This window comes from Streptomyces sp. 13-12-16 (assembly GCF_002114215.1).
Classification (GTDB): domain Bacteria; phylum Actinomycetota; class Actinomycetes; order Streptomycetales; family Streptomycetaceae; genus Streptomyces.
This window is the reverse complement of sequence record NZ_NCTE01000255.1, coordinates 1-6,915: the sequence shown is the minus strand read 5'-3', so window position 1 is coordinate 6,915 and position 6,915 is coordinate 1. Positions and strand designations below refer to the sequence as shown.

At 68.2% G+C, this 6,915-nt stretch carries 7 protein-coding genes and 1 pseudogene; 2 read left to right on the top strand and 6 right to left on the bottom strand.

Translation table 11 applies throughout. The features are described from left to right. A pseudogene (locus tag B7767_RS11545) lies at positions 1-187 on the bottom strand (M23 family peptidase); the annotation flags it as partial. 441 nt (positions 188-628) lie between these two features. Here B7767_RS11545 and B7767_RS11540 point away from each other — a divergent pair. After that, positions 629-1,267 (top strand): HAD family acid phosphatase, encoded by a 639-nt coding sequence (locus tag B7767_RS11540; RefSeq protein WP_085572123.1) that lies wholly within the window; start codon positions 629-631, stop codon positions 1,265-1,267. A gap of 88 nt (positions 1,268-1,355) precedes the next feature. Here the strand turns inward: B7767_RS11540 and B7767_RS11535 are convergent, their stop codons facing one another. After that, entirely contained in the window at positions 1,356-3,881 is a 2,526-nt protein-coding gene (locus B7767_RS11535) for an ATP-dependent Clp protease ATP-binding subunit (protein WP_085572122.1), read from the bottom strand. A 431-nt stretch (positions 3,882-4,312) separates the two neighbouring features. Here B7767_RS11535 and B7767_RS11525 point away from each other — a divergent pair, with 431 nt between their 5' ends. Continuing rightward, on the top strand, positions 4,313-5,011 hold the full coding sequence (locus B7767_RS11525; protein WP_085572121.1) for an SCO3374 family protein: 699 nt from the start codon (positions 4,313-4,315) through the stop codon (positions 5,009-5,011). Here B7767_RS11525 and B7767_RS11520 read toward each other — a convergent pair. The 4 genes from B7767_RS11520 to B7767_RS44560 form a co-directional block, all read right to left on the bottom strand. Then, the gene (locus tag B7767_RS11520) at positions 4,990-5,325 is read right to left on the bottom strand and encodes an Lsr2 family protein (protein ID WP_004928054.1); all 336 of its coding nucleotides are present in this window, start codon (positions 5,323-5,325) and stop codon (positions 4,990-4,992) included. The two genes, B7767_RS11525 and B7767_RS11520, sit on opposite strands and share 22 nt — an antisense overlap. A 199-nt stretch (positions 5,326-5,524) precedes the next feature. Then, positions 5,525-6,082: an amino-acid N-acetyltransferase gene (locus tag B7767_RS11515; RefSeq protein WP_085572120.1), complete on the bottom strand. Its 558-nt coding sequence runs from the start codon at positions 6,080-6,082 to the stop codon at positions 5,525-5,527. 9 nt (positions 6,083-6,091) lie between these two features. Further along, positions 6,092-6,469, bottom strand: a complete 378-nt coding sequence (locus tag B7767_RS11510) for a BlaI/MecI/CopY family transcriptional regulator (protein ID WP_030835991.1) — start codon at positions 6,467-6,469, stop codon at positions 6,092-6,094. A gap of 161 nt (positions 6,470-6,630) precedes the next feature. After that, entirely contained in the window at positions 6,631-6,807 is a 177-nt protein-coding gene (locus tag B7767_RS44560; RefSeq protein ID WP_107485999.1) for a hypothetical protein, read from the bottom strand. Between the last annotated feature and the right edge of the window lie 108 nt (positions 6,808-6,915).

Below are 6,915 nucleotides of genomic sequence, written 5' to 3'. Positions count from 1 at the left end.
CGGCCTCGGCCTGGGCGGCGGCCTGCGCCTGGACGGCGCCGGCGGCGCCGGACGCGGCCGTGGTGTCGACGGCGGCCGCAACCCCGGCTCCCATGACGACCGAGGCCCCCAGTCCGGCGGCCAGCACGGCCGCGCGGGTGCGGATCTGGGACGTACGGAAGGAGCGGGGCGTGACGCGCTGGGACATCTCAACCTCATCAGGAAGGGGGCGTAGGAAAACCACCCGGCGGGCGGAACCGCGCCTCGGTGGTGATTCATTGGTAGCCCCTCCGGTCATAACTGCGCAAAGGTGTGACCTACGACGAAAAGTCGTAGATCTGCACTGAGATGCACGTCTCTTGACACAGTCCTCTTACCGGACGAAACCCCCCATTTAGAGCCGATCGATCAGAATCGTGGGGCAAATGTCCGTTTTGCGAGCAGGCTTTATCCACTATTCCGGCTAGTACCGGACAAAGCGCCTGTGCACCATGTCACCGGGGGCCGGGTTCGGCCATTCCATAAATGTGGCGCAGGCCTCTAGGCGCCTACCGCCCGGTAACCCTACGGTTCACCTCGCGTCACCCTCGCAGACGAGCATGCACACGACACGTTGGCAGCTTTACGGACGTGAGAGGACCCCCACGAGATGAGAAGCCGACGCTCCTGGCCGATCCGCGCATCGGTCACCGCCGTCTCCGCAGCCGCCCTGGTGGCCCTGGCCGCACCGGCCGAGGCCACGGCCCCCGCTTCACCGGCCGTCTCCCCGGTGGCAGCCGCCACCGCGGCGGCGGACGTCGACTACGACACCTGGCAGCGGGACTGCCGGGCGGTCATGGACCAGGCCCTGCCCTATCTGAAGCAGCGGATCGGGGACGCCGGGCCGGGCGAGAAGCAGGCGATCGTCCTCGACGTCGACAACACCGCGCTGGAGACCGACTTCGGGTTCAGCTTCCCGCAGCCCGCCAACGAGCCGGTCCTGGAGGTCGCGGAGTACGCACAGGAGCACGGCGTCGCCGTGTTCTTCGTGACCGCCCGCCCGGGCATCATCCACGCGCCCACCGACTGGAACCTCGACCACGCCGGCTACGAGTCCTCCGGCCTGTACGTCCGTGGGTTCTTCGACCTGTTCAAGAACGTCGCCGACTACAAGACCGCCCAGCGCGTCCACATCGAGGCCAAGGGCTACACGATCATCGCCAACATCGGCAACAGCGCCACCGACCTGTCGGGCGGCCACGCCGAGAGGACGTTCAAGCTGCCGGACTACGACGGTCAGCTGTCGTAACGCGGGCACGCGGGCACGCCGGCAGACGGGCACGCGAAAGGGGCCGGTGCCTTTCGGGCACCGGCCCCTTTCGGTTGCCGTGGGACGCTTACGCGTCCTTGCTCAGGTTCGGACCGGCTCCGCCGGCCGCCTGCTCGATCGGCGGGACGTCGGGCAGGGCCGACTTCTCCTCACCGCGGAAGGTGAAGGTCTGGGTGTCGCCCTCGCCCTCGGTGTCCACGACCACGATGTGACCGGGGCGCAGTTCGCCGAAGAGGATCTTCTCGGAGAGGGTGTCCTCGACCTCGCGCTGGATGGTGCGGCGCAGCGGCCGGGCGCCCAGCACGGGGTCGTAGCCCTTCTTGGAGAGCAGTTCCTTGGCGGACTGGGAGAGCTCGATGCCCATGTCCCGGTCCTTGAGGCGCTCGTCGACCTTGCCGATCATCAGGTCGACGATCTTGAGGATGTCGTCCTGGCTGAGCTGCGGGAAGACGACCACGTCGTCGACGCGGTTGAGGAACTCGGGCCGGAAGTGCTGCTTGAGCTCGTCCTGGACCTTGTTCTTCATGCGCTCGTAGTTGGTCTTGGTGTCGCCCTGGGCGGCGAAGCCCAGGTTGAAGCCCTTGGAGATGTCCCGGGTGCCGAGGTTGGTCGTCATGATGATGACCGTGTTCTTGAAGTCCACGACCCGGCCCTGGGAGTCGGTCAGGCGGCCGTCCTCCAGGATCTGCAACAGCGAGTTGAAGATGTCCGGGTGGGCCTTTTCGACCTCGTCGAACAGGACGACCGAGAACGGCTTGCGGCGCACCTTCTCCGTGAGCTGGCCGCCCTCCTCGTAGCCCACGTAGCCGGGGGGCGAACCGAAGAGGCGCGAGACGGTGTGCTTCTCGCTGAACTCCGACATGTCCAGGGAGATCAGCGCGTCCTCGTCACCGAAGAGGAACTCCGCCAGCGCCTTGGACAGCTCGGTCTTACCGACACCGGACGGACCGGCGAAGATGAACGAGCCACCGGGACGCTTCGGGTCCTTCAGACCGGCACGGGTACGGCGGATCGCCTTGGACAGCGCCTTGACGGCGTCGACCTGGCCGATGACCCGCTTGTGGAGCTCGTCCTCCATGCGCAGCAGGCGGGACGACTCCTCCTCCGTCAGCTTGAAGACCGGGATGCCCGTCGCCGTGGCGAGGACCTCGGCGATCAGCTCGCCGTCGACCTCGGCGACGACGTCCATGTCGCCGGCCTTCCACTCCTTCTCCCGCTTGGCCTTGGCGGCCAGGAGCTGCTTCTCCTTGTCGCGCAGGGAGGCGGCCTTCTCGAAGTCCTGCGAGTCGATCGCGGACTCCTTGTCGCGGCGGACACCGGCGATCTTCTCGTCGAACTCGCGCAGGTCCGGCGGCGCGGTCATCCGGCGGATGCGCATCCGGGAACCGGCCTCGTCGATCAGGTCGATCGCCTTGTCCGGCAGGAAGCGGTCCGAGATGTACCGGTCGGCCAGGGTGGCGGCCTGGACGAGGGCCTCGTCGGTGATCGAGACGCGGTGGTGCGCCTCGTACCGGTCGCGCAGACCCTTGAGGATCTCGATCGTGTGCGGCAGGGACGGCTCCGCGACCTGGATGGGCTGGAAGCGGCGCTCCAGGGCCGCGTCCTTCTCCAGGTGCTTGCGGTACTCGTCCAGCGTGGTGGCGCCGATGGTCTGGAGCTCACCGCGGGCCAGCATCGGCTTCAGGATCGAAGCGGCGTCGATGGCGCCCTCGGCGGCACCCGCACCGACCAGCGTGTGCAGCTCGTCGATGAACAGGATGATGTCGCCGCGGGTGCGGATCTCCTTGAGCACCTTCTTCAGGCGCTCCTCGAAGTCACCGCGGTAGCGGGAGCCGGCGACCAGCGCGCCGAGGTCCAGGGTGTAGAGGTGCTTGTCCTTGAGGGTCTCGGGCACCTCGCCCTTGACGATGGCCTGCGCGAGGCCCTCGACGACGGCGGTCTTGCCGACGCCGGGCTCACCGATGAGCACCGGGTTGTTCTTGGTGCGGCGGGACAGCACCTGCATGACCCGCTCGATCTCCTTCTCGCGCCCGATGACCGGGTCGAGCTTGGACTCACGGGCGGCCTGGGTGAGATTCCGGCCGAACTGGTCCAGGACCAGGGACGTGGAGGGGGTGCCCTCGGCAGGACCGCCGGCGGTGGCGGTCTCCTTGCCCTGGTAACCGGAGAGCAGCTGGATCACCTGCTGCCGCACCCGGTTCAGATCGGCGCCCAGCTTGACCAGGACCTGGGCGGCCACGCCCTCGCCCTCACGGATCAGGCCGAGCAGGATGTGCTCCGTGCCGATGTAGTTGTGGCCCAGCTGAAGGGCCTCGCGGAGCGACAGCTCCAGGACCTTCTTGGCACGGGGGGTGAAGGGAATGTGACCCGACGGGGCCTGCTGGCCCTGCCCGATGATCTCCTCCACCTGCTGGCGGACCGCCTCGAGCGAAATCCCGAGGCTCTCAAGGGCCTTGGCGGCGACACCCTCACCCTCGTGGATCAGGCCCAGGAGGATGTGCTCGGTGCCGATGTAGTTGTGGTTGAGCATCCGGGCTTCTTCCTGAGCCAGGACGACAACCCGCCGCGCGCGGTCGGTGAACCTCTCGAACATCGTTAATCGCTCCTCAGAGCGGTCAGGCAGTGGGGGGAACTTCCCCTCCCTGTCCTTCCGCAGCTTAGTCCCGCAAGCGGGGACCGCTCATTCCAACTGCCGACACCGTCGATGGCCTCCTGACCCCGCTCACGCCGACATCTGCTCCAACCCGATGGTGCGAGACGATGTTCCCGCAGGCCAGGCAGTTACCCCCTTCGCCAGTACGCCCATGGCGAACGGGAGACGTCCCGCCCTGCGTGTCGCCCCCTCCCACTAGGGATGTCTTACCCGCTGCTACGGACAGTCCATGCCGAGTGCACGGGTTCCCTCCGCTACGGGCGAACAACCTTGCGCCTCCCCGCACCCCCGCACGCCCCCTTGTTCGACACCCCTCGCTCACGCCTGAGCACCCAGCGTAACCCGGAGGGCGTCGGGACGTTGCGTCGGGCATGGTCCGGACCGTCTCCTCCGCAGCGCCGCTCCCCCGCCGCCCGGTCGCGCCGAGCGGCGAGGAGGTGCGGCTCTGGTACGAGAACGCGCTGGGGTGGCCCACAGTGCCCGGGGAGCCGGTGCGGCTGGCGGTGGGGGTGCGCTTCGACGTCCTGGACGTGCCCGCGGAGGCGGGGCGCGCGGCGCTGGAGCGCCTGGGGCGCTCGGGAGGGCTCGGGCGGGGATTCCCGGTGGCCCTGCGGAACGGCCGGATGCGGCTGCTGGTGGCGGCGGGCAGCGCGGAGGAGTTGCCGGGGCTGCTGGAGTGGCTGGACTGGGGCGCGCTGGAGCTGGACCTGGTGGCGATCGGCGCGGGAGGTCTCATGGACGCTCCCTGTCCCCCTGGCGCCGTTGCCGACGGCGATGGCGGCAGTGGTGATGCCGGTCCCGTCGCCCGGCCGCTCGCCCCGGTCCGTGACGGATCGCAGGGGGCCGCCGTGTGGCTGCGGCCCCCCGAGCCGGGACGCGGGGCCGAGGCCTCGCTGCCGACGCTGTCGGCGATGGGCACGAGGGGTGGTGCGAGGGGGGACCGGGACGTCCCCCCGGATCTCGTGCGACTGGTGAACACGGTGGCGACACAGGTCCACCGGGTCCGGCTGCGGCGTGCGTGCGCCGCCGCCGCCGTACGGGCCGACGGTCAGCCGTTGGCCTTCTCGTAGGCCTCGCGGATGGACGCGGGGACACGGCCGCGGTCGTTGACCTCGTAGCCGTTCTCCTTCGCCCACGCGCGGATGGCCGCGGTGTCCTGGCTGCCGCCGGAAGAGGCACGCGCCTTTCCGCGCCCGCCCGAAGCACGGCCTCCGGTACGACGACCGCCCTTCACGTAAGGATCGAGAAGGCCACGGAGCTTGTCCGCATTGGCGGTGGTGAGATCGATCTCGTACGTCTTGCCGTCCAACGCGAACGTCACGGTCTCGTCCGCCTCGCCGCCGTCGAGGTCGTCGACAAGAAGGACCTGAACCTTCTGTGCCACCGGATTTCCTTTCATCGATAACTTGAGGGCCGGGGTGTGCCGGCGTCCGCCGTATCGCCGCCCCTTGTTATATCCAGTACTGCAGTACTCCGGAAAGCAAACCGCTTTTGCCGTAAAAACACAAACCCCTGGCGGAGACCCACTGCCCGCACCCGGCCCGGAAACATGCGCGTTTCGGACATAGGGCACCGTGCTCAGATCACAGATGCAGAAGCATCCGGCTGTTGCCCAAGGTGTTCGGTTTCACGCGTTCGAGGCCGAGGAACTCCGCGACACCCTCGTCATAGGAGCGCAGCAACTCCGCGTACACATCGGTGTCGACGGGCGTCTCGCCGATCTCCACGAAGCCGTGCTTGCCGAAGAACTCCACTTCGAAGGTCAGGCAGAATACGCGCCGAACACCGAGCCAGCGGGCGGTCTCCAGCAACTTCTCCAGCAGCCGGTGTCCGACGCCCGCGCCCTTCAGGCCCGGCTTCACGGCGAGAGTGCGGACTTCCGCGAGGTCTTCCCACATCACGTGCAGGGCGCCGCAGCCGACCACCTCCGCGTTGTCGTCCCGTTCCGCGACCCAGAACTCCTGGATGTCCTCGTAAAGCGTCACCGTTGCTTTGTCGAGCAGGATGCGCCCGCGGACGTAGGCGTCAAGGAGCCGGCGCACGGCGGGGACATCGCCGGTGCGGGCCCGTCGGACCGTGATGGCTTTTGCGGGGACTTCGGGGCTGGCTTCGGGACCGTCTTCGGGGCTGTCTGCGGACATGAGCGGACGCTATCGTCCGCTCCGGCCCTCTGCGGAGCCGGGGTTCTCGTCGGCGGGGGTTTCCGGGAGCTGGACGATGCGGACCGCGTCGGTGAGAGCCTGGCGCTGTTCCTCGCTCATCATGCCGAAGAACGCGACGAGAGCGGCGGCGGCGTTGTCGCTCTGCGACCACGCCTCGTTCATCAGCGCGGCGGCGTAGGCGGCGCGAGTGGAGACCGCCTCATATCGATAGGCCCTGCCTTCCGCCTCTCGGCGCACCCAGCCCTTCTGATGGAGATTGTCCAAAACGGTCATCACCGTGGTGTACGCGATGGACCGTTCCTTCTGAAGATCTTCCAGGACTTCCCGAACGGTCACCGGGCGGTTCCACTTCCACACCCGCGTCATGACCGCGTCTTCGAGTTCTCCCAATGGCCGAGGCACAACTCAGAACAATAGTGGCGGATCCCGGTAATGGCGTGCCGGACAGGCATGATCGTCGGCAAACATGAACAAAAAGGGCGTACGACCTTGGGTCGTACGCCGGGGGGCGGCTGGGGTCGGGCCGGTCAGGCTTCGGCCTTGGGCGCGGGCTGGGAGCCCTGCACCCGCGCGAGGGCCGCGTCGACCGCGGCGTCCTCCTTGGTCTTGTTGGCGCCGCCCTGGGTCTTCACGATCACCCGGATCACGCCGATGAAGAGGACGGCCATGACGGCCGGGGGGAGGAGCGCGGAGACGTAGTCCATGGGTCCAGGGTAGGGCAGCGGGGGTCGTCAGCCGGCGGCCAGGTGTTGGTCCGGCGGGGGCGGGGTGGGTTTGCGTCGGGGGAAGACCTCGCCGGGGGTGGGGATGGG

Coding starts and splice junctions, on each gene's coding strand:
- B7767_RS44560 (WP_107485999.1), bottom strand. CDS start 6,807: ATGGACTACGTCTCCGCGCTCCTCCCCCCGGCCGTCATGGCCGTCCTC.
- B7767_RS11540 (WP_085572123.1), top strand. CDS start 629: ATGAGAAGCCGACGCTCCTGGCCGATCCGCGCATCGGTCACCGCCGTC.
- B7767_RS11525 (WP_085572121.1), top strand. CDS start 4,313: ATGGTCCGGACCGTCTCCTCCGCAGCGCCGCTCCCCCGCCGCCCGGTC.
- B7767_RS11510 (WP_030835991.1), bottom strand. CDS start 6,469: ATGACGCGGGTGTGGAAGTGGAACCGCCCGGTGACCGTTCGGGAAGTC.
- B7767_RS11535 (WP_085572122.1), bottom strand. CDS start 3,881: ATGTTCGAGAGGTTCACCGACCGCGCGCGGCGGGTTGTCGTCCTGGCT.
- B7767_RS11515 (WP_085572120.1), bottom strand. CDS start 6,082: ATGTCCGCAGACAGCCCCGAAGACGGTCCCGAAGCCAGCCCCGAAGTC.